Genomic DNA, 24960 nt, shown 5'->3' on the forward strand with positions numbered 1-24960 from the left:
CTCAGCTGCGGCCCCGGACCCGCAACCCCCGAGCCCCGTACCCCCTGCTACCGGCTCCTGGCCCCCGGGCTCCCGATCAGCTCTTGAAGCCCGAATTCTCGGGAAGATCGAGTTCGCTCTTGTTGAGCTCCTCGATGTTGACGTCCTTGAAGGTCAGGACCCGGACCTGCTTGACGAATCTGGCGGGCCGGTACATGTCCCAGACCCACGCGTCGGCCATGGAGACTTCGAAGAAGACCTCACCCTGCACCGAGTGCACCTGCATCTCGTAGTCGTTGGTGAGGTAGAACCGCCGGTCCGTCTCGATCACGTACTTGAAAAGACCGACGACATCCCTGTACTCCCGGTAGAGCTTCAGCTCCATCTCGGTCTCGTACTTCTCGAGGTCCTCGGCGCTCATGGCATGTTCCCCTTCAGCCGTGCGTGCCCCCATTGTGCGTCAGCCGCGAGTGCCCCGTCCGGCCCGCCGCGCTATCGGGCCGTACGCCGCACCGCCCAGGATCAGGGCCGCACCGGCCACGATGGCGAGGACCAGCGGCTGCAAGGGGCCAGGGTCGGACGTCCCGCCCGGCAGGGCCGAGAAACCCACGGGCCGCGCGAGCATCCCCAGACCGCTCATGGGCCATGCGACGGCGTCGACGCGCGCGTTCACCGCGGAGCGCGGGACCGCCCCGTGGTCGCCGTCCTCGAGGTGCACGCGGGAGTCCACCGAGTCCATACGGTGATCACCGAGCAGGAAGAGCTTGCCGTCGGGCACCGTCGTGGCCTTGAACGGCGGCTGTGAATCCTTCCCTGTGCTCTTCAGATACGGCTCCGACAGCGTCTTCCCGTTGACCGAGAGCCTGCCCTGGTTGTCGCAGCACGCGACCTTGTCGCCGCCGGTGCCCACCACGCGCTTGACCATCGGGACGGAGCCCCACACCGAGTCCTGGAAGACGACGACGTCGCCGCGGCGTACATCGCCCCCGTCTATGCGCTCGGCGAGCACCCGGTCCCCCGCCTTGACGGTGGGGTCCATCGAGTCGGTCGGCACCGTGTACGGCTGGTACAGGACGGCACCCAGGACGAAAGCACCGAGGAAGAGCACGCAGCCGACCGCCACGGCGATCCCCGAGAGCGTATGTCCGAGACGGCCGCGACTTGTGCCCGTACGTCCAGCCTTGCTCATTACCGCACTCCCGGTCAGCTCGCCGCTTCGGTCTGGGCGCACCTTACCCGTGGTAGAGAGACCTGAGTACGGGGGGAGGTCAGCCGTTGACCGACGGCTCACCGGACGTGCGCACCGCGCGCACCGCATTCGCCGTGCGCCTCCTGCGCCGCCAGAGGACGAGCGGCACCGCGCCGGCGACCCCGGCCACTGCGGGCGTCGCGCCCAGGGCCTTCGACGCGAGACCGGGCTGGTCGAAGGTGTCGGGCACGGGGAGGGCGGACCAGCGGGTGGGCGGCCAGGCCACGACGAGAGCGCGGCCGACGACCCTGTCGGTCGGGATCATGCCGTTGTCGACCTTCTGGTGGAAGCGGGAGTCCAGGGAATCCTGGCGGTGGTCGCCCATCACCCACATCTTCCCGTTGGGCACCTCGACGGGGCCGAAGGGCTTGTCGTCGCACGGGGTGTTCCCGGGGAAGAGGTACGGCTCGTCGAGGGCCCTGCCGTTGACCTCGACCGGGCCGCCGCGCTTGCACTCGACTCTGTCGCCGCCGACGGCGACGACGCGCTTGATCAAGTCCTGCTCGTCCGCGGACGGCATCAGGCCGATGCTGCTGAGCACGGTCTGGATGGCGCCGCCGACACCGCTCGGTTCCGGAACCGGCGCCTCGTTCAGCCAGCCTCCCGGGTCGTGGAAGACGACGATCTCGCCGCGCTCGGGCTCGGATCCGAACCAGGGCGTGAGCTTGTCGACGAGCACTCTGTCCCCGACCTGAAGCGTGTTCTGCATCGAGTTCGACGGAATGGAGAACGCCTGGACGAGGAAAGTCTTGATCAGCAGCGCGAGGATCAGCGCGATACCGATCAGGATCGGCAACTCCCTCATGAAAGACCGCTGATGCCTGCGGGGTCCGTCCGGCGTGTGATCACTTGTGGTGCTGTCCTCCGCACCCGTGCTCACGCTGATGTCACTGCCTCTCTCTGCGGTCGACGGCGCATCGCGCGCCGCGGTCTGTGCGTCGGGTCCGGAAGGCGGCACGGATGCTGCGGACGCCTCAGGGCTCCTGTTCGCCGTGCCGCTCTCGCCGCCCTCGCCCTCGTTCTCGCCGGAACCGGAACGAGCGCCGACCGCCAAGTCCCCCACAATCACTCCTCACAATCCACTGCCGCCTGTCCCACAGCCGGGACAGGCCCACCACTCCCATAACGAGCGGGAGTTCCGCAGGGATCGGATATTGCGTCAGTCGGTTGTCTCCGCCCCCGATCAGCGGAGCCGCCGAAGCACCGGGAGCGTCCGGAACCGAGGTGAACGTGCTGGACGCCTCCAGCTTGCCCCAGTGGTCGAAGGGCCACGCGATGACGATAGCCCGGCCCTGCACCCGGCTCTCGGGCACGGTGCCCCCCTGCTCGCGCAGATGGAAGCGCGAGTCCGCGGAGTTGGCGCGGTGGTCCCCCATGACGAACACACGGCCGACCGGCACCCTGACGTCGAACTTGATCTCCGAGGGCTTGTTGCCGGGATTGATGTACGGCTCCTGGATGGCCTTGCCGTTGACGGTCACTTTGCCCTGCGCCGTACAGCACTTGACCTCGTCGCCGCCGACGGCGATGACACGTTTGATCAGGTCCTGCTCGTCGTCCGACGGAAGCAGACCGATGAACGTCAGGAACCCCTTGCCCTGCTTGATGACGACCGGGTCTTCCTTGCGCTTCTTCTCGCTCGCGGGCAGCCAGCCGCCCGGGTCCTCGAAGACGACGACGTCGCCGCGCTCGGCCTTCGTGCCGAACCACGGCGTCAACTTGTCGACCAGAACGCGGTCGCCGATCTTGATCGTCTGCTCCATCGAGCCGGACGGGATGACGAACGCCTGGACCAGGAACGTCTTGAGCACCAGCGCGATGAGCAGCGCGACGCCGACGAGGATCGGTATCTCCTTGGTGACCGACAGCCGTCTGCGCCGCTTGACGCGCTTCGCGGCTCGCCGGCGCTCCGCCCGTCCGCCGCTCGGGCCGGGCGGGATGCCGAGTCTCTCGTCCCTGCTCTCGCGGCCGGGCAGATCCATCAGCCGCGCCGAGTAGGCGCTCAGCCGCATCGTCTCGCCGGAGCTGACCTGGGGCGGCGGAATCGAGCCGTTGCGGGGGAAGTTCACCGGTGGCGCCGGGGGTCCGGGCATCCTTCCGGTCGGCCTCCCGTTGGGGCCGCCTCGCGAGCGGCCGAAGTACTCGAACGGTTCGCTGTAGTCGTAGTCGCCGGAGTAGTAATCGGAGCCGTCGGCGCCGCCGTTGCGGCCGTTGAAACCGGACTGAGGTGCTCCGCCATAGCCGTTGCCAACGGCGTCGGGGGCCGGGTTGCCGTAGGCGTTCGCAGCGCCGTAGCCGTTGGAGCCGCCGTAGCCATTGGAACTGCCATAGCCATTGGAACTGCCGTAGCCGTTCTGGCCGTTGGAAGTGCCGTATCCGTTCTGGCCGTTGGCGCCGTTGCGGCCCGGGCCGTCGAACGGCTCGTCGTCGTAGTCGCTCGGAACGCCGTAGTCGTACCTGCGGCCGTCGCGGGGGCCCACGCGGTCACTCATGGGCACCTCCACCGCCGCCGCGGAGCGCTCCCCAGCGGTCCGTCGGCCATGCGATCCCGTCCGCCCGCCCGATCACGCGCTCCACGGGAACGGTGCCGCCGCCCGCGTCACCGAGGTGGTCCCGGGAGTCGCTGGAGTCGGAACGGTGATCGCCCATCACCCACAACCGCCCTTGTGGCACTTCGATATCGAACGGTACGGCTGACGGGTCGTCACCGTCATGCAGATAGCCCTCGTCCAGCGGAACACCGTTCACCTCGATCCTTCCGCGCTTGTCGCAGCACCGGACCCGATCCCCGCCGACGCCGATCACACGCTTGACGTAGTCCGTCTCGGCCGGCCTCACAAGACCGGCCGCAGCACCGGCCTCTCGCAGCAGACCGGTCACCGGATTCCCGCCCGTCGCCTCCTCGTTCATGAACGAACCTCTGCCGTCAAAGACAACAACGTCTCCGCGACCCGGAGAGTTGCCGATCCCGTAGGCGAGCTTGTTCACCAGTATCCGGTCACCGACCTCCAGCGTGGGGGTCATTGATGCAGACGGGATCAAAAAAGGCTGCACTACGAATGCGCTGACCAGCAACAGTGCGCTGAGCAGGGACGCAGCGACCGCGCACAAGCGAGCGGAGCGCGACCAGCGTCTCCAAACCGGCCCGTTCGGGCCGGAGGAGCGGTCCCGCTCCGCATCGTCCTGCTGCTGCGCCACTGTGTCCATCGGGCCGAAAGCCTAGCCGCCCGCCGGACCTCGGAGGGCTCGATCAGTTCTCGCGCTTCTCCTTGATCTTGGCCGCCTTGCCGCGCAGCTCGCGGAGGTAGTAGAGCTTGGCGCGCCGGACGTCGCCGCGCGTGACGACCTCGATCTTCTCCACGATCGGGGTGTGCACCGGGAAGGTGCGCTCGACGCCGACGCCGAAGCTGACCTTGCGGACGGTGAAGGTCTCCCGCACACCGCCGCCCTGGCGGCGGATGACGACGCCCTTGAACTGCTGGACACGTGAGCGGTTGCCCTCGATGACGCGCACGTGGACGTTGACCGTGTCGCCGGGGCGGAAGGCCGGCACGTTGTCGCGCAGCGAAGCCGCGTCGAGGTTCTCGAGAAGCTGAGACATGACCGTCTGCTTTCCTCGCCGATGCCACAGGTCATCAGCGGAATGATCGTGATGCCGAAAAAGGGGGCGCCGCTCCCGTGCGGGCGTCGGTCCCCCTGTGGCAGGGTCGCGCGCCGGGTACGGGCAGCCGCCTATTCTTCCACGGCCTGCCCGGGGGGCCAAAATCGGCCGTCCGTGCCCTCGCTCCAGCCCAGCCGCTCCAGCTCGGCGCGGTCGTGCTCGTCGAGCGAGGCCGGGTCGCAGCGGGCGATGAGATCGGGCCTGTTCGCGGCCGTACGGGCCAGGGCCTGGTCCCTGCGCCAGCGCGCGATCCGTCCGTGGTGGCCGCTGAGCAGTACGTCGGGAATGCCCCGGTCCCGCCATTCCGGAGGCTTCGTGTAGACCGGGCCCTCCAGCAGGTGCGCCATCGGGCCCGCGGCGAACGAGTCGTCCTGGTGCGACTCGGCGTTGCCGAGCACGCCGGGCAGCAGGCGGGCGATCGCCTCGACCATGACCAGTACGGGCGCCTCACCGCCCGCCAGCACGTAGTCGCCGATGGAGACTTCACGCACATCCAGGCGTGCCGCGTACTCGTCGACGACGCGGCGGTCGATGCCCTCGTAGCGGGCGGGCGTGAAGAGGAGCCACGGTACGCCGGAGAGTCCGACGGCCAGCTCCTGGTCGAAGGGGCGTCCGCCGGGGGTGGGCACGACCAGCACGGGCGGCGGGACCTCCGTGCCGATGATCTCGTCGAGCGCCTCGCCCCACGGCTCGGGCTTCATGACCATGCCGGGGCCGCCGCCGTACGGAGTGTCGTCGACGGTGTGGTGCCGGTCGTGCGTCCAGTGGCGCAGGTCGTGCACGCGGACGTCGAGGAGACCGCGGGCACGGGCCTTGCCGACGAGCGAGACGTTCAGCGGCTCCAGGTACTCCGGGAAGATGGTGACGACGTCGATCCTCACCGCCGGCCGTCCTCCGCGCCGGGCTCCCCTGCCTCGTCCGTCCCGGCCTCGTCCAGCAGTCCCGGCGGCGGCTCGACGACGATCCGCTGCGCGGCCAGGTCGACCTCGGGGACGATCTCGGCGACGAAGGGGATCAACGCCTCGCCGCCGTCCTCCCGCCTGACCACGAGAAGGTCCTGCCCGGGCGGGTGCGCGACCTCCTCGACCCGGCCGACGGCCGTTCCGTCGCCGGTGACGACGTCGAGGTCGACGAGCTGGTGGTCGTAGAACTCGTCCGGGTCCTCCGGCTGTTCGTCCGGATCGACCTCCGCGATGAGGAGGGTGTTGCGCAGTGCTTCCGCGGCGTCGCGGTCCTGGACGCCCTCGAAGCGCAGCAGCAGGCGGCCGCTGTGCACGCGTCCGCGTTCGATGGTCAGCGGCTGTGGCCGCGGCGGGTCGGTGGCCAGCACGGCGCCGGGCGCGAGCCTCGACTCCGGCTCGTCCGTGCGCACTTCGACGGTGACCTCACCCTTGATGCCGTGGGCGCGGCCGATGCGCGCGACTACCAGCTGCACTGTGCCTCTCCGTACTCGAACTGCTGGACCTGCCCGTACCGCCCTGCTCCCGCCCCATACGCGAACACGGGCCGGAGACGGCCAGTGCCGTCCCCGGCCCGTGCCGGTGTTCTCGTGCGGCGGCTCAGCGGACCTGGTCCACGTCGACGAGGTCGACGCGGACGCCGCGGCCGCCGAGGGCGCTCACGACCGTACGCAGGGCACGCGCGGTGCGGCCGCTGCGGCCGATCACCTTGCCGAGGTCGTCGGGGTGCACCCGGACCTCGAGCACGCGCCCGCGGCGCAGGGTGCGGGATTCCACCTGCACCTCGTCCGGATTGTCGACGATGCCCTTCACCAAGTGCTCGAGGGCCTCCTCGAGCATGCTCAGGCCCCGGTCGACTCGTCGGAGGACTCGGCCTTCGCTGCCTCGTCCGCCTTCTTGTCGGCCTTCTTGGCCTTCGGAGTGATCGCCTCACCCTTGGGCTCGTCCGCCGACTCCTTCGCGGCGGCTTCGAAGAGGGCCTTCTTGTCGGCCTTCGGCTCGGCGACCTTCATCGGCTCGGGGGCCGGCAGACCCTTGAACTTCTGCCAGTCACCGGTGACCTTGAGGATCGCCGCGACGGGCTCGGTCGGCTGCGCGCCGACGCCCAGCCAGTACTGGACGCGCTCCGAGTCGACCTCGATGCGCGAAGGGTTCTGCACCGGGTGGTACAGGCCGATCTCCTCGATGGCACGGCCGTCACGGCGCGTGCGGGAGTCCGCGACGATGATGCGGTAGTGCGGCGAGCGGATCTTGCCCAGTCGCTTCAGCTTGATCTTGACTGCCACTGCTGTGGTGTCTCCTGGTCTTGACGTGGGTGGACACAACGGGTGACCACGTGGGGTTGCGGTACCCGGAGGTCCGATGGACGCGTCAGCCGAAGGAGAGAGGGGTCCTGTGCGACTGTCGAGTACAGCGCACCATGATGCCACACGTGACCCGCGCGGCCGAACCCGGATCCGGCCGCTCCGGCACGGCAATTCGCCGGGGCGGTACGGCGAAACCCACCCCGGCGAACACGTGCGGCACCGCCTGACTCAGCCGGCGGCGGCGACGACCTCGACCCTGTCCCCGGAGTCGGCGGAGTCCGCGGAAGCGGCGTGCTCCACCCCGGCGTCCGGGATGCGGAACGGCTTGCGGCACGCTCCGCACACGATCGGCGCCTGGGCCAGCACCGACGGAACCACGCGTACGTTGCGCCCACAGTCGCAGACGGCCTTGACGCGCACACCGCCGCCGCTCGAACCGTGACGGGCCGCGGGACCGCGGAAGCTGCCGCCGCCGTCGGCCTCGGTCGCCGCGCTGTACGCCTTGAGCGCGCGCTCAAGGCGTTCGATCGTCGGCCGGTAGCGCCGTCTGGTGTCGGCGGACGGGATGACGAGTGAGAAGCCGCTGCTCGCATGCGGCTCTTCGGGGTGCGCCAGCCCCAACTCCTCGGCCACGGCCAGGAATCGGCGGTTGTGGTAACGGCCGGCGCGGGAGGTGTCCCGGATGCCGCGCGCGGCGGCGATTCCGTGGACGGCCTCGTGCAGGAGCCTCTCGAACGAGAGCCCGTTGCCGCATGCCGACGAGGACTCTCCGATCAGCGATTCGGGCGCGGCCAGATCCGGCAGCTCGGGGTGGTGCCTCTGAATGTCCGCCCAGGCAGCTGCCAGCTCGGCGGCGAGAACTGGTGGTGTCGTGCTCACGTCGTGCTCAACGAGTCGGACCGCCTCAGTGTTCCGATTCCGGGACAACCTGAAAGATTTTGCACGTACCGGTCAGTCGCGACGGTGTCGCAGCAGCGGGGCGAGCACGCAGAAGTGCGGAGAACCCGCCCAGCGCAGCCAACCCGGACGTACCTCCGGGTTAGGAGGCCCGTCGGGAGCGATCGGTACACCTCGGTGACCATACCGACATTCCCCGGAGCCGTGTGCACCGGGGTACCGCCTGCGACCAGGGAGAGAGCAGGATCACGTCGCCGGCGCCGTTGGCAATATCCAGGATTCTGGATACTATCCGCGCATGGTCAGCGGCTCCGACGAGCGCTTCCTCACTCGCAACGGCATGGCAGCACGTCAACTGGCCGCGCTGCTGCTGAATCACGAGGCGGACACACGTCTTCCACGACTCCGCGACTTCGCCGGCGAACTGCGGGTCGGGAACGGGACCGTACAGGCGGGGCTCCAGCTCCTGGAGGAGGCCGGGGCCGTCGAGACCCGGGCACGCGGCCATCTCGGCACATATCTGGTGCACGCGGACCGCGCGATCCTCTGGCGGCTCGCGGGGCTCGGCACGCTGCTGGCGGCGATGCCGCTGCCGTACTCGCACCGGTACGAGGGCCTCGCCACCGGGCTAAGGGCCGCATTCGAGCAGGCCGGGGCGCCGTTCGCCATCACGTTCATGCGCGGGGCGTCGACGCGGGTCGGCGCGCTCCTCGACGGCAAGGCCGATCTCGTGGTGCTCTCGCGCTTCGCGGCCGACCGGCTCACGCAGGAGCATCCGGTCGAGCTGGTCGCGGACTTGGGGCCCGGGACGTACGTCGGGTCGCACGGGCTGCTGCTGCGCCGCGGGATTCTCCCGACGGCTGAGGGGCTGCGCGTCGCGGTCGACTCCTCCTCCGACGACCACCGGACGCTGGCGGCGCGGGTGTTCGCGGGCCGCGAGGACGTGGAGTGGGTGGAGTCGTCGTACATGCAGTTGCGGGGGCTCTTCGCGCACGGACGCGTCGACGCCACGGTGTGGAACCTCGACGAGGTGACCGACCATCTCGGTCCGGACGTCGAAGTCCGGCCGCTGGACGAGGAGATCACGCGCGAGCTCGCATCGCGCAATTCCAGTGCCGCGCTGATCCGGCGGACCGGCCAAGGTGAGGGAACCGCGCTCGACGCCGTACGGGAGTCGCTGGACTTCGGCCTCGTCACGCAGGTGCAGGGCGAAGTGCTGCGCGGCGAACGCGTCCCGCTGTACTGACACGTCACCGCATCCGTCTGCACGGGAAGAAATGTGCGACGCCGGGGTGTGCAGAAACCAGAATCCTGGATACTGTCGTGGCTTGTTGGCGGTGCCGCGGAAGGATGCGCCATGGAGGAGACGCCGGACGAGAAGCTGGCCCTCCGGATCCGGTTGTTCCGGGAAAACGGTCAAGTGCGGGCGGAAGTGGCCGACTTCGTCGAGCGTGAGCTGGCGGGGCTGGCCCGTGCGGGTCTGCCGGTGTCCGAGGAGACGGCCGGCATGCTCACCAGCCATCTGATGATGGCCCTGAACCGGCTGCTGAACGGCGAGCCCCTCGACGACCCGGCGGCCGGCGACCACATGGCGGCCGAACTCGCGGACCGGCCCGATGCCGTACGGCTGGCGGGGGAGATCGCCGCACGGGCGGAGCGGGAGCTCGGCACCGTGCCGCTGCCCGCCTCCGAGACGGGATATCTGGCCCTGCACCTGGCGGTGCTGGCGCAGCGCGAGGCCGCCGGGGAGCCCGGGAGCGTCCCGGACGGCGCGGCCGGAGTGTCCGTACAGCGGAACGGAGAACAGCCGTGACGAAGATCCTCACCGGAGGCGTCGGGAAGTCCCAAGTGGCCGAGACACTGGGCGAGTTGGGCATCGACGGCCTGGAGGTGGCCCTCTCCAGCGACATGGAGGCGGCGATGAAGCTGCGCGCCGGGCAGGCCGACTACTACCTCGGCACCTGCCACACCGGCGCGGGAGCCTCCCTCGGGGTGCTGCTGGGAGTGCTGGGCAGCGGCACGTGCCACACCTTCGGGCGCGCGATCCCCACCGGGGCGGAGGTCGCCGAGCTGCTGGAGAACGGGACGAAGGTCTTCGGCTTCGCCATGGACCAGATCCCCGAAGTCGCGCCCGTCATCGCGCGCGCCATCGCCGAACACACGGCCCGCTGAACGCCGGATCCGTAGGAGGACCCCGTGAGCACCCTTCTCGCCGGCGCGCTGAGCGCGGGCACACACAGCCTCGACTTCTCGCTCGGGCAGAAGACGACCGTCATCGTCCTGTGCGCGCTGACAGCGCTCATATCCCACCTCGCGCTGGCCGTGTTCAACGACGGCGTACGTCCGTTCATGCTCGACTTCATCCAGGGCGGCAGCACCCGCAACGCGACCACCGCGGTCTCCTTCGGGCTCTCCGCCGGCTTCATCTTCGGGCTCGGGGCGCCGATGGCGCTCTCCACCGGAGTGCTCAACCCGTGGCTGCTCTTCCTCCCGACCGACGTGCTCGGGCTCCTGTCGCCGAAGAAGTGGCTCGCTCCCCTGCTGGGCGGGGCCTGGGGGGCGCTGGTCGTCTTCGGGCTCGGCGGCGCCAACGACGTCGCACACGATCTGCCCGTCGACTTCCTGACGGCCATGCAGCAGATGGCGACGCCCATCCTCTTCCTCTTCACGCTCTTCCCGGTGCTCGCGATCACCAGGCAGTTCGGCAAGCTCCGCGGCGGCATAGCCGGGGTCGTGGAGTTCGCTCTGGTGATCCTCACGATGAAGCTGTGGCCCGACGTGTTCCCGGGTGCGGCCGCGATGGCGGTCGGCGTGGTCATGCTGATCGGGTTCGCGACGGCCAAGGACGTACGGCAGCGGCGTGCGGACCGGGCCGCGGCCGACGCCGACGCCGAGGCGGGCGCGGCGGGGATATCGGCTGAGGGTTCGGCGAAGAGCGGTTCGGCGGAAGGCAGTTCGGCCGGGGGCGGGACCTCGTCCGCGAAGGGCCGGGCGGTCTCCGAGGCCGAGCTGGAGGCCCCGATGCAGTCGCTGTTCAGCGCGAGCGCGACGCGCCTGCGCCGGCATCTGCCGCTTTTCATGCTGCTGGGCGCGGGCGTCTGCCTGCTGGCCCAGATGCACGTCTTCGGCGGCGGCGAGGCCACCAGCTTCCTCATAGCCAAGGAGGACTACTCCGGCGCCGCGCAGGTCGACTTCTACCGCGCCTTCGGCTTCCTCCCGCTCATCGCCACCACGGCTCTCGCGTCCGGTGCGTACGCGATCGCGGGCTTCACCTTCGTCTATCCCGTCGGCTATCTGATGCCGAGCCCCTGGCTCGCGCTCCTCGCGGGCGCCGCCGTCTTCGCCGTCGAGGTGCTCGCGCTGTCCTGGATCGGCAGGATGCTGGGCCGGCTGCCGTCCGTACGGGACTCCTCCGAGCATCTGCGGAACGCGATCAGCGAGAGCCTCTGGCTGGCCATCCTCTTCGGGTCGCTGCTGGCGGCGAACACCATGGGCGGCGGGCTCGGCATCCTCATCGTCGGCGGCCTGTATCTGCTCAACGAGGCCACGGGACGCGTCGTGGTGCGCATGGCCGCCGCGCCGGCCGCCGTGCTGGTGGGCGGTGTGCTGCTCAATCTCCTGTACTGGCTGGACCTGTTCACTCCCGTCAAGAGCTGACGGCGGCTGTTCAGCGATGTACGAGCAGACTCCTCCGCGCGCGCTCCCCTTCGATGACGGCCTCCGTCGCGCCCTCCGTACGGTCGCGGGGCCGCTCGCGCCCGAGAGCGTGCGCGGGCCCGTCCTGGCGCACGAGCATCTGGCGCTCGACCTGTCGCGCGGCGGCGACGCCACGGCCGTGCTGCGCGGCCGTCACCGCTCGGCGGTCACGGCCGAACTGGCCGCGCTGCGCGAGGAGTCGGGGCTCTCCCTCGTCGTCGAGCTGACGTGCCGCGGCATGGGGCGCGACGCGGAGGCCCTGTCCCGTATCTCACGGGAGACGGGGGTCGCGGTGGTCGCGGGCACCGGCTGGTACTACGAGCGGTTCCACCCGCAGGAGGCCGCGCACGCCGACGCCGATGAGCTCACCGAGCTGCTGGTCCGGGAGATCGAGGACGGGATCGGCGACACGGGCGTACGCCCGGGCGTGATCGGCGAGGCGGGCAGCCACGGCGACGAGCCCACCGGGCAGGAGCGCCGCACGCTCACGGCCGCCGCACACGCGGCACGCTCGACGGGCCTGTCCGTGGCCACCCACGCCCAGCTCGGACACGGCGGCCCCGCGCAGCTGGAGCTGCTCACCGGGGCGGGCCTGCCGCCGCACCGCGTCAGCATCGGGCACCAGGACCTGCTCGACGATCCGGGCGTGCACCGCGAACTGGCCGCGGCGGGCACGTACGTCGCCTTCGACACCGTCGGCAAGGAGAACTACCGCAGCGACAGCGCCCGGCTGAGGCTGCTGTTCGCGCTCCTGGACGCGGGCCACGCCGACCGCGCGCTGCTCAGCTGCGACATCTCGCGGTACGGCTATCTCACGTCCGAGGGCGGCACCGGGTACGGCCATCTGTTCCGCTCGTTCCTGCCGCGCCTGCGCGCGGCCGGGGCCGACGACGACCTGATCGATCTGCTGACCCGGCGGAATCCGCTGCGCTTTCTGACGGGCGGCGCGAGCGACGGCGGGGAGCCGGGGGACGCGGAGCTGGGAAGCGAGCAGTCGAGAGGCCGGGAGCCGGGACCGGGAGTTGAGGGACGGGGAGATGAGAGACGGGGAGCTGTGAGATGAGCGCGCCACGACTGCCGCGGACGTTCCCGCTGCCGACCGTCCCGCTGGAGGAGGCGGTCGAGGCGCAGTTCCGGCTGCTGGAGTGCACCGCACGCCACTTCGAGGGGACGCAGCTCTTCGAGGCGGACGCCGGAGTGGTCCCCGGCCTCGGCAGGCCCCGTACGACCGCCCGCGTCGAGGCCGTGCTGGCGGACTTCTTCGGTGCCGAGGCGGCGGCGCTCGTGCAGGGCGCGGGCACCGGCGCGATCCGCAGCGCGCTCGGCGCGGTGCTCGGTCACGGCGATCCACTGCTCGTCCACCGGGCGCCGGTCTACCGTACGACCGCCGTCACCCTGCGCGGCCTGGGCGTGCGCACCCGCGAGGCCGACTTCAACGACCCGGCGGCGCTCGAATCGGCCCTGGCGGGCGGGGACTTCCGCTTCGCGTACGTGCAGCACTCGCGGCAGCGGCTGGGCGACTCCTACGACCCGCGCGAGGTGCTGGAGATGTGCCGGGCGGCGGGAGTACGCACCGTCGTGGACGACAACTACGCGGTCTTCCGGGTGCCGGCCAGCGGCGTCGAGATGGGCGCGGACGCCTCGTGCTTCTCGCTCTTCAAGCTGCACGGGCCGGAAGGCGTCGGCGCGGTCGTCGGCTCGCGCGAGGTCGTCTCGCGGGTGCACGAGGACAACTACTCGGGCGGCGGCCAGGTCCAGGGTCATCAGGCTCTGGACGCGCTGCGCGCGCTCACGCACGTACCGGTGATGTGGGCGGTGCAGTCGCGTACCGCTGCCGAGGTCGCCGAGCGGCTGGCGGCGGGCGAGGTGCCGGGCGTGGCGGAGGTGCGCCTCGCCAACGTGCAGGACCGGTGCGTGGTGCTGCGGCTCGAACGGCCCGTTGCCCGTGGGCTGCCGGAGTGCGCGGCGCGGTACGGAGCCGCCCCGTACCCGGTCGGCGCCAACTCGCGCTACGAGGTGGCGCCCCTCTTCTACCGCATGTCCGCGTCCTCCCTGGACGACGAACCCGCCCTCGCCGACTGGACCGTGCGGATCAACCCGATGCGGGCCGGAGCCGGTCTCGTCCTCGGCATCCTGCGACGCGCGCTGGAGGACGCGTACGCCGAGCACGGCGCGGGAGGGACCTGACGACCCGGTCCTGCCCCTGTTCGCGCCCCCGGCGTGCAGCCCGCCCGCGTCCAGCCGTCCCGAAGGACTGACCTTGTTCCTCGACACCGTCCTCGCCCGCAACCCCGAGCTCGCGGACGCGGCTGCCGCGCTGCACCGGGACGGAGCGATACCGCCGGACACCTACGTCGTCGACCGCGACGCGGTGGAAGCCAACGCGGCGTTGCTCGCCGAGCGGGGCGAACGCCTCGGACTGTCCCTGTGGTTCGTCGTGAAGCAGCTGGGCCGCAACCCGGAGCTGATCGCTGCTGTGGCCCGGCATCTGCCGTCGTCCGCGGCCATCGACGCACCCGAGGCCCGCACCCTGCACGCCGCCGGCGCCCGCACCGGCAACGTCGGCCACCTGGTCCAGATCCCGCGGCGGGCGCTGCCGGAGGTCCTCGCGTGGCGCCCGGAGGCGGTCACCGTCTTCGATACGGCCAACGCGCGCGCCGTCTCCGACGAAGCCCGGCGTCAGGGCTTCGTGCAGGACGTGCTGCTGCGGATGCAGGGCGCCCCGGGCACGGTCTATCCGGGGCAGGAGGGCGGTGTTCCGCCCGAGGGCGTGGACGGCTTCGCCGAGGAGGCCGAGGCCCTTCCCGGTGTGCGGATCGCGGGCGTGACCGGATTCCCGTGCCTGCTGTGCGACCCGGCGACCGGCACTCCGCGCCCCACGGAGACCTTCGCCGTGCTGCGCGAGGCCCGCGCGCGCCTGGAGCGGCGCGGCCACCACGGCCTCAAGCTCAGCGCGCCGGGCGCCACTTCGGCCGCCGCGCTGCCGCTGCTCGCGGAACTCGGTGCCACGCACGGCGAACCCGGCCACGCGCTGACGGGCACGACGCCGCTGCACGCGCTCGACCCCGGCCAGCCGGAGCGGCCCGGCTACGTCTACGTCACCGAGGTCGCCCACACGCTCGCCGACGGACGTCCGGCCCTGCACGGAGGCGGTTTCTACCCCCGTGCGGGGATCAGGGACGCGCTCCTGCACCGCACGGGGCTCCGGCTGCGCGTGCAGGACATGCCCGCCGAGAACATCGACTACTACCGGCTCCTGGACGCCCCGCCGACAGGTGCCGCCCCGGTACGGGCAGGCGATACGGCCGTACTCGCGTTCCGTACACAGATGTTCGTGACGCGCAGCAGTGTCGCCGTCGTCTCCGGCCTCTCGCTCGGTGCGCCGGAGCTGACCGGCCTGTACGACTCTTTCGGGCGGGCGCTGTGAGCGATGCGAGCGGTGCGAGTGCCGGGAGCGTTCGCGCGAGGAGGGCGGTCGTCGTCGTCCTGGACGGGTTCGGCATCGGAGCCATGCCGGACGCGGGAGCGCTGCGCCCCGGCGACCTCGCGGCCGGCACGCTCGGGCACGTGCTCGACCGGTGCCGTACGGCCCTCGGCAGGCATCTGAGGCTGCCCGCGCTCGAAGCCCTCGGCCTCGGGCTGCTGTGTCCGCATCCGGGGCTCGCGTCCCGGAACGACCTGCCCGTCGCCGCCGGGCGGGCGGGCCTCGGCTACGACGGCGCCGACACCTACGCGGGCCACCAGACCATGATGGGCGCGGACTTCAGCAAGGTCGCCGTGGCCCGCCTGGGCACGCATCTCGCGGACGTCGCCGGGGCGCTGGAGCGTGCCGGGCACCGGGCCGAGTCGCTCGACGGGGAACCCGTGCTCGTCGTCGACGGCGACGTGCTGGTCCACGACAACCTGGAGGCCGATCCCGGCATCAACTGGAACGTCTCCGCCCGCCTCGAGGACCAGCCCTTCGAGCGGATCCTCGCCGTCGCGCGCACCGTGCGCGAAGTCGCGCCGGTCGCGCGGGTCATCGCCGTGGGCGGCCACGCGGACCGTCCGCTTCCGTCGTACGTACGCCACGGCGACGCGGACACCGTCGGGCTGGACACACCGGCGACCGGCTTCTACCGCAACGGCGGCCTGCGGGTGCAGCACCTGGGCGCCCCGGTGGACCACGCGCGGCAGCTGCCGGAGCTGGCGGCGCGTGCGGGGGCCGCCGTCACCCTCGTCGGGAAGGCGGCGGACATCCTCGCCTGCGGGAGTGCGGTGCGCCGCCCGGCCGTACGGACGGACGAGGTGCTGGCGCACACGCTCTCCGCCGTGCGCGCCGCGGCCGGCACGGAGACGTCCGCCCTCGTGGCCAACGTGCAGGAGACCGATCTGGCGGGGCACCAGCAGGACGCCGTCCGCTTCGGGGCGGTCCTGGAAGAGGCGGACGCGGGGCTGGGCGCGATGCTGAAGGAGCTGCACCGGCCCGGCGACCTGCTGATCGTCACCGCGGACCACGGCAACGACCCGACGATCGGGCACGCCTTCCACACCCGCGAGTACGCGCCGGTGCTGGTGCACCGTCCGGGGAGCGGCGCCGCGTCCGGGCCGGTGCTTCTCCCGGACGCGGCGTCACTGGCGGACGTGGGCGCCACCGCGGCGCGCTTCCTCGGCGTCGGCGGCGAGGCCGGCGGAATGGCCGCCGGGTCCCCGCTCCCGCTCTGAGGCCGCGCCGACTGAGCGCGCCGGATCAGCCGGATCAGCCGAAGACGCTGTCCCGCTGGTCGGGCACGACGCTGCCGTCGTAGCGGCGCACCGCCGTCAGCGCACCGTTCTCCTCGATGTACGCGGACGTGGCGCACGGGTACGGCTCCGGCTTCTGCGGAAGGGGCTCGATGAACATCGGGTTGACGAACCAGCGGCCGTCCTCGTTGTCGTACGCCCGGCACATCGCCTCGTCCTTGTTGCGGTTGAGCATGAGGTGCGCGCCGGTCGCGTCCCGTACGAAGGTGACGTCGGTGTCGGCGTCGCCCGCGCCGAACGCGATGCGGTGCTTCGGCGGCTGCTGCCGCCAGGCGTCGCGGCCCTTGATCCCGTAGATGTCCTGGTTGATCCAGCAGCGCTTGCCGTCGATGTACGGGATCGTCTCGCCCTCGCTCGCGGGCGAGCCCCCGCACCCCTCGTTGCGGGTGGTGATCCGGCCGTCGCGCAGGACGCTGCGGATCGCGATGGTGTGCTCGGCGTCGATGCCCACGCCCTTCGACCACGCCTCGGCCGCGTACTCGACGCCCGCGGAGACGATGTACACGTCGAAGCCCGCCCGCTTCAGCGTGCTGATGAGGTCCTTCTGCTGCGGGTAGTAGCGCACGTACGCGGGGACGGTGTGCGTGCCGACCTTCATCTCGCTGCCGACGGGGGCGGCGAGGCTCTGCTTGCGGCCCGCTTCCGCGTAGGCGCCGACCTCGCCGGGGGTGTGCCCGGCGAACAGCTGCGCCACCCAGGCGTATTCGGGCACCGTACGGCGGTGGTTCCACTTGCCGCCGAAGGCCGGATCACCGTCCATGGTCTGGGCTTCCGCGCGGATCTGGAAGATCTCGTCGGTGCAGTCCGTGTCGGTGGAGGTGGGCAGCGGGCGGCCGGCGGGCACGGACGTGCCGCACGCCTTGGTCAGCGCACGGTTCGCGGCGCGCGTGAGCCACTTGCTGGTGTCGCTCCAGCTGCGGGGCTGGAGGATCTTGTCGTGCTTCAGCGCCCAGGCGAGCGTGATGTCCGTGGTGTCGTTCTTGGTGACGGTGTTGTCCCAGTCGAACGCGGCGACGGGACGGGTCGTGCCGCCGCTCTCGCCGTGGTCTCCGCACAGGCCGCGCTCGTCGATCATCCGCTGGAGCCCGGCGCGGTTCTTCCCGTACCAGTCGAGCTTCTTGGACAGCTGCGGACAGTCGCCGCGCCCGGCGTCCGGCGAACCGGTGGCAGCGGCGGCGGGGACGGGAACCGAGGCCACGAGGGCGGCCGCGGCGAGGCTCACTGCGGTCAGAACGGATCTGTTGCGCATAAGGCTCTCCGGTGTCCGAGGGGGCGGCGGAATGCGGCCGGGGCCGTGTCCGGAATGACACCGCCCCAGTGGCATGTACCGTACATCTTTCAGCTGGCACGGCGTCATATGCGCGCCCGCACAAGGGACATGGGACTGGGGTCTTGGATTCCTGACAGCCGCACACGGCCCAACGGGGGTGCGGCCGGCTCAGCGCTCGACGCTCACATCCGCACCCGGCTCCGGCCGCCGCCCGCGCGCCTCCGCGCGGGACCCGTTCCGTCCGCGGCCGTGCTCCCGGAGCCCGGCGGCGCGCGCCTCGGGCCACTCCTCGGCGGTCATCGCGAAGCGCTCGTGGTCGCGCCACGCGTCGTTGAGGAAGAGCAGCCGCGGCGAGAACCCCTCGTGCCGGAAGCCGAGCCGCCGCGCCATGGCAGTGGAGCGGTGGTTCTCCGGCTGGACGTTGATCTCCAGGCGGTGCAGCCCGAGCCCCTGCGGAGCGCTCTCGAAGCACCGGTCGACGATGAGCCGCATCCCCTCGGTCATCCGTCCCGTACCGGCGTACGGTACGTAACTGTCGTAGCCGAGCGCCCCGTTGCAGAAGCGGGCGCGGACGATGTTCGCGACGTTGACGCGGCCGACCAGCCCGTCGTCCTCGCTGTCGAAGATCATGAAGCTGCGCAGCGCGGGGCCCTGACGGCGCAGCAGGTCCGGTAGGCCGTCCGGCTCGACGGGGTTCCAGGGGCTGAGGTGGTCGGCGGAGCGGAGCACCGCCTCTCGGTAGGCGGTCTCGTCGCCGGGCTGCGGGGGCCGGATGTATACGCGCATGAACGACATCATCCGCCCCCGCGCCCGAAGGTTCACTTCGGGGGGAGCATGTCCTTGAACTCCTGCGGAAGTTCGAACTCCTCCGGGCTCTGCGCCGCGCCCGTACCGCCGAACGCGCTGCCCGCGCCCGCCGCCCTGCGCTCGGCGGCGGCCTGCTCCTCCTGCTTGCGCTTCATCGGGTTGCCCGACTGGCGCTTGCCCTTGGCCTTCTTCTGCTGCTTCGGCTTCTTCCTGCCGCTGCCGCCGCCCATGCCGGGCATCCCCGGCATACCGGGCATGCCTCCGCCCTGCGCCATGCGGGACATCATCTTGCGGGCCTCGAAGAACCGCTCCACCAGGTTCTTCACGGCGCTGACCTCGACGCCGGAGCCGCGGGCGATCCGGGCCCGGCGCGAGCCGTTGAGCAGGGTGGGCTCGGCGCGCTCGGCCGGCGTCATCGACTTGATGATCGCGGCCGTACGGTCGACCTCCCGCTCGTCGAGGTCGTTGATCTGCTCCTTCATCTGGCCCATGCCGGGCATCATCCCGAGCAGCTTCGAGAGCGAGCCCATCTTGCGGACCTGCTCCATCTGCGCGAGGAAGTCGTCGAGCGTGAACTCCTTGGGGCCCTTCTGCAGCTTCGCGGCCATCTTCTCGGCCTCTTGCTGGCTGAAGGTCTGCTCGGCCTTCTCGATGAGCGTGAGCATGTCGCCCATGCCGAGGATGCGGGACGCCATGCGGTCCGGATGGAACGCGTCGAAGTCGTCCAGCTTCTCGCCGTTGGAGGCGAACATGATCTGCTTGCCGGTGACCTTGGCGACGGAGAGGGCGGCGCCGCCGCGCGCGTCGCCGTCGAGCTTCGAGAGCACGACGCCGTCGAAGCCGACGCCGTCGCGGAAGGCCTCGGCGGTGGTGACCGCGTCCTGACCGATCATCGCGTCGACGACGAAGAGGATCTCGTCGGGGCTGACCGCGTCCCGGATGTCGGCGGCCTGCCGCATCAGCTCCTCGTCGATACCGAGGCGCCCGGCGGTGTCGACGACCACGACGTCGTGCTGCTTGTCGCGCGCGTGGACCACCGAGTCCTCGGCGACCTTCACCGGGTCGCCCACGCCGTTGCCCGGCTCCGGCGCGAAGACGGCGACGCCCGCGCGCTCCGCCACGACGGAGAGCTGGTTGACGGCGTTGGGACGCTGGAGGTCGCACGCGACGAGCAGCGGAGCGTGCCCCTGCTCCTTGAGCCAGCGGCCGAGCTTGCCCGCGAGCGTCGTCTTACCGGAACCCTGGAGACCGGCGAGCATGATGACGGTCGGCGGGTTCTTCGCGTACCGCAGCCGGCGGGTCTCGCCGCCGAGGACGCCGATGAGCTCCTCGTTGACGATCTTGATGACCTGCTGGGCTGGGTTCAGCGCCTGGGAGACCTCGCTCCCGACGGCACGGTCCTTGACCTGCTTGATGAAGGCACGCACGACGGGGAGGGCGACGTCCGCCTCCAGCAGGGCGATGCGGATCTCGCGCGCCGTGGCGTCGATGTCCGCCTCGGACAAGCGGCCCTTGCCCCGGAGGTTCTTGAAGGTCGCTGCGAGGCGATCGGAGAGAGTGTCGAACACGGCGTTCGCGGGTCCTTCGCGTCTCGGTACTGGGTCAGGTCGGCAGTCGGCCTCCAAGGGTATCCGTCCACGCGGAGTACGGTCAGCCCGCCGGGGCCCCCGTCGTCACGCCGGCTCCGTCAGGGCGCCGCCCCGGGGCGCCTCCCGCGTAGCAGGGGGAGCAAGGCGGAGGTGGGCACCACCCGGGCCGCCCAGGCCCAGGCGGAGGACTGCGCCGACGACCGACGACGCAGCGTGGGGGCACCCCCGGCCCACGGCCAGGCGGGTGCGTGCGTGGACCCGCAGCCTGGGGCCATCCCCTGCGCTGCGCTGGGACCCGCTACCCAGACCGAGTCTGGGCAGGGACTTTGCGGACACGCCCTACGCCGTCGCGTCCTCCGGCTCCCTGCCCAGTTCGAGTTCGAGGTCGCGCGCGAGCCCGGCGGCCTCGGACGGCGGCAGCGGGGCGCCGTCGGCTCCCGTGAGATAGAACGCGTCGACCGCGTTGGCACCGAGAGTGCTGACGTGTGCGCTGCGGACCAGCACGCCCGCGCCCTCCAGGGCCCGTCCGATGCGGTACAGCAGGCCGGGGGCGTCCTGCGCCCGAACCTCCAGTACGGTCGCCAGCTCCGATCCGCCGGGTGCGACCGTGACGCGCGGCGGCGGAGCCTGCCCCGCCCGGCGCCGCCTGGGCCGGCGGTAGGCGGCCTCGCGCTCGGCCAGGCGGGCCGCGATGTCGAGGGAGCCTTCGAGGGTCCGCGCCAGGTCCGCGCGCAGCCGCAGGGCGGGAGGCAGCGAGCCGTACTCGGCGGCCACGCGCCACGACAGCAGCAGCACGGCCGCGTCCTCCCCCGGCTCACCGGGGACCGGGTCGCCGCCGGTCAGCTGCGCGGGGAGCCGCATCATCCGCAGGTCCGCCGCCCGTACGGTCATCCGGTGCAGCGCCAGCACACCGGCGACGGCGGGCAGCACGCCCATCGCGTACGAACCCGTGCCGCCGGGGGCTCCCGGAGCGGAGGCCGGGTGGTCCGCCGCGGGGCGGGCGGGCGCCCGCAACGCGGGGACGGTGACGAGCAGTTCGACGCCGACCGGCTGGCCGTGCGGGGCGTCGGGCGCCGCTCCGTGGGCTTCCTGGTCGCGGCCCGAGTGCTCCGCGGCCGCGGCGTCTCCGCCGGGGGTGCTGAGCGCGAGCGCCGGCCCCTGCGTACGCCACGACTCGACCGCGAGGCGCTCCGCCTCCGCCGACGGCACGAACGGCTCCGTGTGCTCCTCGACCGCCTCGCCGGCCAGCACCCCCGCGACCCGCTTGACCAGGTCCGCGACGAGGGCGCCCCGCCAGGCCGACCAGGCCGCGGGACCGGTCGCGAGCGCGTCGGCCTCCGTCAGCGCGTGGAGGAGTTCGAGCGTGCCCAGGCCGCCGACGAGGTCGGCGACGGACGCGATCGTCGCGGGGTCGTCCAGGTCGCGCCTGGTCGCGGTCTCCACGAGCAGCAGGTGGTGGCGTACGAGCCTGGCGAGGACGTCCGCGTCCTGCGCGTCAAAGCCCATCCGCCCGGCCATGTCGTAGGCGATCGTCTCGCCCACCACGGAGTGGTCGCCCGGCCAGCCCTTGCCGATGTCGTGCAGCAGACCGCCGACCAGGAGCAGGTCCGGCCGCTGCACGCGGCGCGTCAGCGCGGAGGCCCGCACCGCGGTCTCCACCAGATGACGGTCGACGGTGAAGCGGTGCACGGGGTTGCGCTGCGGGCGGCAGCGCACCCTCTCCCAGTCCGGCAGCAGCCTGACGATCAGGCCCTCCGCGTCGAGCGCCTCCCAGACGGGCACCGTCGCCCGGCCCGCGCCGAGCAGGGTCACGAACTCCTCACGGGCCTCGGCGGGCCACGGCACCGGCAGGTCCGCCGCCGTCGTCAGCCTCCGCACCGCGGGCAGCGCGAGCGGCAGCTGCGCCTGCGCGGCGGCAGCGGCGGCCCGCAGCGGCAGTACGGGATCGCGGTCCGGCCGTGCGGTACGGGCGAGCGCCGCCTCGCCCTCGTGCTCCACGACGCCTTCGGCCAGGGGCGTGCGCTCCGGCGGCGTGCGCTGCTGCACGGCACCGAGCCGCGCACCGCCGAGCAGACCCCGCAGCCGTGTGGCGCGGCCGCCGCGCGAGCTGAGCACGCGGCCCACCTCGCGCCATGTGACGTCGGCGGCGTAGGAGATCGTGCGGGCTGCCTCGTACACCTGGCGCAGCAGGGCGTCGGCGTCGGCGAGGCCGAGCGCCGCGGCCACCTGGTCCTGGTCCTGGAGGGCGAGCCGGTCGGTGGCGCGGCCGGTGGAGAGATGGAGGGCGTCGCGGACGTCCAGCAGGGTCTCGCGCGCCTGTGCCAGCCCGCCGCGTGGTGCGTCGGCCAGCCAGGACGCGGCCACCGCTCGCAGCGCCGTGGCGTCGCGGAGCCCGCCCTGCGCCTCCTTCAGATCGGGCTCCAGCAGAAAGCGCAGCTCACCGTGCATACCGGCGCGCTCCTCGGTCAGCTTCCGCAGTTCGGGCAGGCGCACGTGCGCCTGTGCCCGCCACTGCGCGAGGAGCCCGCTGCGCATGTCCGCCGTGAGCGCCTCGTCGCCCGCGACGTGGCGTGCGTCGAGCAGCCCGAGCTGGACCTTCAGATCCTCCTGCGCGGTGGCCCGCGCCTCGGCCGTGCTCCGTACGGAGTGGTCGAGGGCGATCCCCAGGTCCCAGACCGGGTACCAGACGCGATCGGCGATCCGCGCGATCTCTCCGGCCCGCCCGCGGCGCCCGTCGTGGAGCAGCAGCAGATCCAGGTCGCTGCGGGGCGACAGCTCGCTCCGCCCGTAGCCGCCGACGGCGACCAGGGCGACCCCCGGACCGGCGTCCCCGAGCAGCCCGGTCAGCCAGTGGTCGGTCAGGCGCGCCAGTTCGGCACGGCGGGGCGCCCCCGCCGCCGTACCGTCCTCGCCGCGGAGGAGGCGCAGCCGGGCCGCCGCATAGCCGACGGGCTCTCCGGCGTCGGGCTCCCCCGCCGCGGTCTCCCCCGTTCCGGCGTCCTCCGTCTCGGCCTCCCCGGCCGCGGCCGCCGCCCGCTCGGACGGCGCGGCCGCGATGCCGGGGAGCCCCGTGTCTCCGCTCATGCGCACCGTCACCTAGAGGGCGTCCGGTCCGCGCTCGCCGGTGCGGACCCGTACGGCGGTCTCGACGGGCACCGTCCAGACCTTGCCGTCGCCGATCTTCCCGGTACGGGCCGACTTGACGACGACCTCCAGGAGCTCTTCGGCGTCCTCGTCCTCGGCCAGCACCTCGATCCGTACCTTCGGCACCAGGTCGACGGTGTACTCGGCGCCCCGGTAGACCTCGGTGTGGCCGCGCTGGCGTCCGTAGCCGCTGGACTCGGTGACCGTCAGGCCCTGCACGCCGAACGCCCGCAGTGCCTCCTTCACTTCCTCCAGCTGGTGCGGCTTGATGACCGCGGTGATGAGCTTCATGCGTCAACCTTCTTCTCGGAGAGCCGGCCGTCCGTCGTCGCCTCGTCGTTCAGCTGTCCCGACCCGGATCCCGCCGCGGCGGGACGTGCCGGGGACGCCGAGGCCCCCGAGGGAGAGCCGCCGACCGCGCTGAAGTCGTACGCGGTCTCGGCGTGGTAGGCGCGGTCGAGCCCGCTCGTCTCGTCCTCCTCGGTCGCCCGCATGCCGACCGTGACGTGGATCAGCTTGGCGATGATCCAGGAGACCACGAACGAGTAGCCCATCACGGAGAAGGCCCCGGTGGCCTGCTTGCCGAACTGGCTGAGGCCGCCCGCACCGTCGATGGCCAGGAAGCCGACCATCAGCGTGCCGATGACGCCGCCCACGAGGTGCACGCCGACGACGTCGAGCGAGTCGTCGAAGCCCAGCTTGAACTTGAGGCTGACGGCCCACGAGCAGACGACGCCCGCGACCAGCCCGATGGCCAGCGCGCCCATCGCGTTGACGTTCGCGCCGGACGGGGTGATCGCCACGAGACCGGCGACGGCGCCGGAGGCGGCACCGAGGGTCGTGAAGGCGCCGTGCCGGATGCGCTCGTAGACGAGCCATCCCAGTACGGCCGCACCCGTGGCGAGCTGCGTGTTCATCGCCATCAGCGCAGCGGTGCCGTCGGCCGCGAGCGCCGAGCCCGCGTTGAAGCCGAACCATCCGAACCACAGCATCGCGGCTCCGAGCACCACCAGCGGCAGGCTGTGCGGACGCATCGGGTCCTTCTTGAAGCCGACGCGCTTACCGACGACCAGCACGGCCGCGAGCGCTCCGATGCCCGCGTTGATGTGGACGGCGGTTCCTCCGGCGAAGTCGATGACGCCGAGGTCGAAGAGCCAGCCGCCCTCGGCCCACACCCAGTGCGCGATGGGGAAGTAGACGAGCGTCGCCCACAGCGCGATGAACGCGGCCCACGCGCCGAATTTGACGCGGTCGGCGAGCGCACCGCTGATCAGCGCGGGCGTGATGACCGCGAACATCATCTGGAAGAGCGCGAACGCGAGGACCGGAACGCCGCCCTTCTCAGTCAGCGATCCGTCGGTGATGCCCTTGAGCCCCGCGAAGTCGAGGTTGCCGATGAAGCCCCCGGTGTCGGGGCCGAAGGCCAGGGAGTAGCCGTAGAGCACCCACAGGATGGTGACGACGCCCAGCGATACGAAGGACATCATCAGCATGTTGAGGGCGCTCTTGACGCGGACCATGCCGCCGTAGAAGAAGGCGAGGCCAGGCGTCATCAACATGACCAGAAATGCGCTGATCAGTACGAATGCGGTATCGGCGCCGTTCAATGGACGTCTCCTC

The 24960-nt window shown here is 71.6% G+C and carries 24 protein-coding genes and 1 pseudogene; 8 read left to right on the forward strand and 17 right to left on the reverse strand.

Features of this window, described 5'->3' with window-relative positions; genetic code table 11:
* Nucleotides 1-76 precede the first annotated feature (76 nt).
* The 11 genes from QQM67_RS25995 to QQM67_RS26045 all read right to left on the reverse strand — a co-directional run bounded on the left by QQM67_RS25995 (nt 77) and on the right by QQM67_RS26045 (nt 8082).
* Complete coding sequence (locus tag QQM67_RS25995) at nt 77-400, reverse strand: DUF2469 domain-containing protein (RefSeq protein WP_314177030.1); 324 nt, start codon at nt 398-400, stop codon at nt 77-79.
* 39 nt (nt 401-439) lie between these two features.
* Nucleotides 440-1168 carry a signal peptidase I gene (gene lepB, locus QQM67_RS26000; RefSeq protein WP_314177031.1) on the reverse strand — a complete coding sequence of 243 codons (729 nt, stop codon included), beginning with the start codon at nt 1166-1168 and terminating at the stop codon, nt 440-442.
* A gap of 79 nt (nt 1169-1247) precedes the next feature.
* On the reverse strand, nt 1248-2282 hold the full coding sequence (gene lepB / locus QQM67_RS26005) for a signal peptidase I (RefSeq protein ID WP_399067722.1): 1035 nt from the start codon (nt 2280-2282) through the stop codon (nt 1248-1250).
* Nucleotides 2203-3720 carry a signal peptidase I gene (lepB, locus tag QQM67_RS26010; protein ID WP_314177033.1) on the reverse strand — a complete coding sequence of 506 codons (1518 nt, stop codon included), beginning with the start codon at nt 3718-3720 and terminating at the stop codon, nt 2203-2205. Before lepB (QQM67_RS26010) ends, lepB (QQM67_RS26005) begins: the two co-directional genes overlap by 80 nt.
* Complete coding sequence (lepB, locus tag QQM67_RS26015) at nt 3713-4435, reverse strand: signal peptidase I (RefSeq protein ID WP_314177035.1); 723 nt, start codon at nt 4433-4435, stop codon at nt 3713-3715. The genes lepB (QQM67_RS26010) and lepB (QQM67_RS26015) overlap by 8 nt, the downstream gene beginning before the upstream one ends.
* A gap of 43 nt (nt 4436-4478) precedes the next feature.
* Entirely contained in the window at nt 4479-4829 is a 351-nt protein-coding gene (gene rplS / locus QQM67_RS26020) for a 50S ribosomal protein L19 (protein WP_055486343.1), read from the reverse strand.
* 131 nt (nt 4830-4960) lie between these two features.
* Nucleotides 4961-5770 (reverse strand): tRNA (guanosine(37)-N1)-methyltransferase TrmD, encoded by an 810-nt coding sequence (gene trmD / locus QQM67_RS26025; protein WP_314177039.1) that lies wholly within the window; start codon nt 5768-5770, stop codon nt 4961-4963.
* Entirely contained in the window at nt 5767-6324 is a 558-nt protein-coding gene (gene rimM / locus QQM67_RS26030) for a ribosome maturation factor RimM (RefSeq protein ID WP_314177041.1), read from the reverse strand. Before rimM ends, trmD begins: the two co-directional genes overlap by 4 nt.
* A 124-nt stretch (nt 6325-6448) precedes the next feature.
* Nucleotides 6449-6688 carry an RNA-binding protein gene (locus QQM67_RS26035; protein ID WP_028435408.1) on the reverse strand — a complete coding sequence of 80 codons (240 nt, stop codon included), beginning with the start codon at nt 6686-6688 and terminating at the stop codon, nt 6449-6451.
* Nucleotides 6689-6690: 2 nt separating this feature from the next.
* Nucleotides 6691-7134 carry a 30S ribosomal protein S16 gene (gene rpsP, locus QQM67_RS26040; protein WP_314177043.1) on the reverse strand — a complete coding sequence of 148 codons (444 nt, stop codon included), beginning with the start codon at nt 7132-7134 and terminating at the stop codon, nt 6691-6693.
* 249 nt (nt 7135-7383) lie between these two features.
* Nucleotides 7384-8082: a hypothetical protein gene (locus QQM67_RS26045; protein WP_314177045.1), complete on the reverse strand. Its 699-nt coding sequence runs from the start codon at nt 8080-8082 to the stop codon at nt 7384-7386.
* Nucleotides 8083-8350: 268 nt separating this feature from the next.
* On the opposite strand from QQM67_RS26045, the gene yhfZ reads away from it, so the two are divergent.
* From yhfZ to QQM67_RS26085, 8 genes are all read left to right on the forward strand, one after another.
* The gene (gene yhfZ / locus QQM67_RS26050) at nt 8351-9298 is read left to right on the forward strand and encodes a GntR family transcriptional regulator YhfZ (RefSeq protein ID WP_314177047.1); all 948 of its coding nucleotides are present in this window, start codon (nt 8351-8353) and stop codon (nt 9296-9298) included.
* A 111-nt stretch (nt 9299-9409) separates the two neighbouring features.
* Nucleotides 9410-9865, forward strand: coding sequence for a PRD domain-containing protein (locus tag QQM67_RS26055; RefSeq protein WP_314177048.1), 456 nt, complete (start codon nt 9410-9412; stop codon nt 9863-9865).
* A complete protein-coding gene (locus tag QQM67_RS26060; RefSeq protein ID WP_314177050.1) occupies nt 9862-10224 on the forward strand; it encodes a DUF2620 domain-containing protein in 363 nt (120 codons plus the stop codon). The genes QQM67_RS26055 and QQM67_RS26060 overlap by 4 nt, the downstream gene beginning before the upstream one ends.
* Before the next feature lie 24 nt (nt 10225-10248).
* Entirely contained in the window at nt 10249-11709 is a 1461-nt protein-coding gene (locus tag QQM67_RS26065; RefSeq protein WP_314177052.1) for a YhfT family protein, read from the forward strand.
* Between the two features lie 16 nt (nt 11710-11725).
* Nucleotides 11726-12811 carry a phosphotriesterase family protein gene (locus QQM67_RS26070; RefSeq protein ID WP_314177055.1) on the forward strand — a complete coding sequence of 362 codons (1086 nt, stop codon included), beginning with the start codon at nt 11726-11728 and terminating at the stop codon, nt 12809-12811.
* On the forward strand, nt 12808-13935 hold the full coding sequence (locus tag QQM67_RS26075; RefSeq protein ID WP_314177056.1) for an aminotransferase class V-fold PLP-dependent enzyme: 1128 nt from the start codon (nt 12808-12810) through the stop codon (nt 13933-13935). The genes QQM67_RS26070 and QQM67_RS26075 overlap by 4 nt, the downstream gene beginning before the upstream one ends.
* Nucleotides 13936-14008: 73 nt before the next feature.
* Nucleotides 14009-15175, forward strand: coding sequence for an alanine racemase (locus tag QQM67_RS26080; protein WP_314177059.1), 1167 nt, complete (start codon nt 14009-14011; stop codon nt 15173-15175).
* 83 nt (nt 15176-15258) lie between these two features.
* Complete coding sequence (locus QQM67_RS26085; RefSeq protein ID WP_314177477.1) at nt 15259-16452, forward strand: phosphopentomutase; 1194 nt, start codon at nt 15259-15261, stop codon at nt 16450-16452.
* 34 nt (nt 16453-16486) lie between these two features.
* On the opposite strand, the gene QQM67_RS26090 is transcribed toward QQM67_RS26085, so the two are convergent.
* From QQM67_RS26090 to QQM67_RS26115, 6 genes and pseudogenes are all read right to left on the reverse strand, one after another.
* Complete coding sequence (locus tag QQM67_RS26090) at nt 16487-17779, reverse strand: HAD family hydrolase (protein WP_314177061.1); 1293 nt, start codon at nt 17777-17779, stop codon at nt 16487-16489.
* A 300-nt stretch (nt 17780-18079) separates the two neighbouring features.
* A pseudogene (locus QQM67_RS26095) lies at nt 18080-18598 on the reverse strand (GNAT family N-acetyltransferase); the annotation flags it as partial.
* Between the two features lie 20 nt (nt 18599-18618).
* Nucleotides 18619-20175 (reverse strand): signal recognition particle protein, encoded by a 1557-nt coding sequence (ffh, locus tag QQM67_RS26100; protein WP_314177062.1) that lies wholly within the window; start codon nt 20173-20175, stop codon nt 18619-18621.
* Nucleotides 20176-20535: 360 nt separating this feature from the next.
* Nucleotides 20536-23280: a [protein-PII] uridylyltransferase gene (locus QQM67_RS26105; RefSeq protein ID WP_314177064.1), complete on the reverse strand. Its 2745-nt coding sequence runs from the start codon at nt 23278-23280 to the stop codon at nt 20536-20538.
* Between the two features lie 12 nt (nt 23281-23292).
* Nucleotides 23293-23631, reverse strand: coding sequence for a P-II family nitrogen regulator (locus QQM67_RS26110; protein ID WP_314177065.1), 339 nt, complete (start codon nt 23629-23631; stop codon nt 23293-23295).
* Nucleotides 23628-24947 carry an ammonium transporter gene (locus QQM67_RS26115; RefSeq protein ID WP_314177066.1) on the reverse strand — a complete coding sequence of 440 codons (1320 nt, stop codon included), beginning with the start codon at nt 24945-24947 and terminating at the stop codon, nt 23628-23630. Before QQM67_RS26115 ends, QQM67_RS26110 begins: the two co-directional genes overlap by 4 nt.
* Nucleotides 24948-24960: the final 13 nt, after the last annotated feature.

The organism is Streptomyces winkii (assembly GCF_032248595.1).
GTDB lineage: Bacteria > Actinomycetota > Actinomycetes > Streptomycetales > Streptomycetaceae > Streptomyces > Streptomyces winkii.